We start from the raw sequence: 860 nt of genomic DNA on the forward strand, positions 1-860 counted from the left end.
GCGCGACCGCATCAAGATGGCGGTTTCCGAGAGCATGACGGCCAAGCCGGCGGTCACGCACTATCGCCGCGCTGCCGTGGGCGCGCTCGACGGTCGCGCCGTCAGCCTGATGCGTTGCCAGTTGGAAACGGGGCGCACGCATCAGATCCGCGTCCATATGCAGTCTCTCGGTTTCGCCTTGGTCGGCGATGCCTTGTACGGCAAGTCGCACTTGATGCCTTTCTTCCCGCGTCAGGCTTTGCAAGCCTGGAAACTTGGCCTGATCCATCCGGCCACCGGCAAGCAGGTGGAATGGGAAGTCGGCTTGCCGGAGGATTTCACCGAATTGCTGGAACGCGCCGGTATCGACGTGAAATCCTTGGCGGCGCTCGAGGACTAGGATCGCATGGAACTGCTGATTCCCGACTGGACCGGTATTCCTGCCAACGTCGGTGCGTTGTCGACATTGCGCAGCGGCGGCTTCAGCCAAGGGCCGTATGATGATGGACAGGGCGGCGGCGGCTTGAATCTGGGAGTGCATGTGCAAGACGAGCCTGCACATGTGCAGCGCAATCGCGCATTATTGCGCAGTATTCTGCCCGCTGAACCTTCCTGGTTGACGCAGGTGCATGGCGTCAATGTCGCTGATGCGGTGCAGGTGCAGGGTGCGCCTGATGCCGACGCCTGCATTGCCAGTGAGCCCGGAGCGGTGTGCGTCATGATGACGGCGGATTGCCTGCCGGTATTGCTGTGCGATGTTGCCGGTAGCGTGGTCGGCGCAGCGCATGCAGGCTGGCGCGGATTGGCCGGCGGCGTGCTGGAAAACACCGTGTCCGCCATGCGCGGCCGCGCTATCGTAATCGTGATTATCGCGCGTATCA

Annotated in this window: 2 protein-coding genes; both read left to right on the top strand. The window is 62.6% G+C overall.

What is annotated here, in order from left to right:
* Positions 1–379: RluA family pseudouridine synthase (locus HLUSI_RS0105230; protein ID WP_016832967.1), on the top strand; the 379-nt coding region annotated here is incomplete at its 5' end.
* Positions 380–385: 6 nt separating this feature from the next.
* Positions 386–860: purine nucleoside phosphorylase YfiH/LACC1 family protein (locus HLUSI_RS0105235; RefSeq protein WP_016832968.1), on the top strand; the 475-nt coding region annotated here is incomplete at its 3' end.

It is taken from the genome of Herbaspirillum lusitanum P6-12, assembly GCF_000256565.1.
Lineage (GTDB): Bacteria > Pseudomonadota > Gammaproteobacteria > Burkholderiales > Burkholderiaceae_D > Herbaspirillum > Herbaspirillum lusitanum.